This window comes from Streptomyces sp. WM6372 (assembly GCF_001279655.1).
Classification (GTDB): Bacteria; Actinomycetota; Actinomycetes; order Streptomycetales; family Streptomycetaceae; genus Streptomyces.
In genome coordinates, this window is sequence record NZ_LGDB01000083.1 from 1 (window position 1) to 1,009 (window position 1,009).

Here is a 1,009-nt window from a genome sequence, read left to right on the forward strand (position 1 = left end):
AAGTCTCGCCAATGACTGGGTGAGCAATGGTGCTTGGCAGGGTCCGTCCGGTCTCGGCGGCACCAGCCGCTGACCGCAATCCGACACCCACCCCACACCCATATCCACCGCGCCGGCCGGCCCTGTCGGCCGGCGCGGTCCACCGATAAGGAATCGGAATTGTCTGTCATCCGTGGTCTACGTCTGACGCTCAGTGGTGTCACGGCGATGGCGGCCTTGAGCTGCGCAATGGCGGGCCCGGCAGCCGCGTCCCCACTGCCGACCAAGACGAGCCAGCCGCAGCCGGTCAGTGGCCAGCTCGCACCGTCGGAGCTCCTGTTCACCCCCCGGGTCGCCGAGGCCCCGGCAGCGAACGGCAACTGCGGCGGCTACTCGTCCGACTCGACCCCGCCTTCCACCATCCGGGTGCTGCGATACGCGCAGCACACCAGCGTCGGGGCGCCGGTTCCGGGTACCGAGATCGGCGTGGTCAACGTGCCGTTCCAGGAATACGTCAAGGACGTGCTGCCCAGCGAGTGGGTCACCTCCTGGCAGCCCGCCTCGCTGCAGGCGGGTGCGATGGCGGTGAAGACCTACGCGTGGTACTGGGTCAACAACTGGCGTGGCGGGTCGTACAACGGATCCTGCTACAACGTCGACGACTCGATCAACTATCAGCGTTACATACCCGGAAGCTCCACCTCCGTCACCAACACGGCCGTTCAGTCGACCTGGAATTCGGTCATGACCAAGAACGGATCGGTGTTCCAGGCCTCGTACCAGGCGACGCTCACCGGAAGCCCGTCCGAGGCCTGCGGCACCGGCCTGTCCAGGTACCCGAACACGCTCAGCCAGTGGGGGTCGCAGAACTGTGCCCTCGCCGGCCGCTCCTGGCAGTCGATCCTGGGCGTCTACTACCCCGGACTGTCGATCGCCGGTTCGGCTTCTGCTGCGACGTCGCCGGTGTCGATGGATGCGGGTGCGACGCATGTGGCGTTTGTGGATGGCGGTGGGAGTGTTGCGAATGACT

General features: G+C 66.4%; 1 protein-coding gene. It reads left to right on the forward strand.

From position 1 onward, the window contains the following. Window positions 1–159 precede the first annotated feature (159 nt). A partial coding sequence (locus tag ADK52_RS08575; RefSeq protein WP_199828468.1) for a SpoIID/LytB domain-containing protein occupies window positions 160–1,009 on the forward strand: 850 nt, incomplete at its 3' end.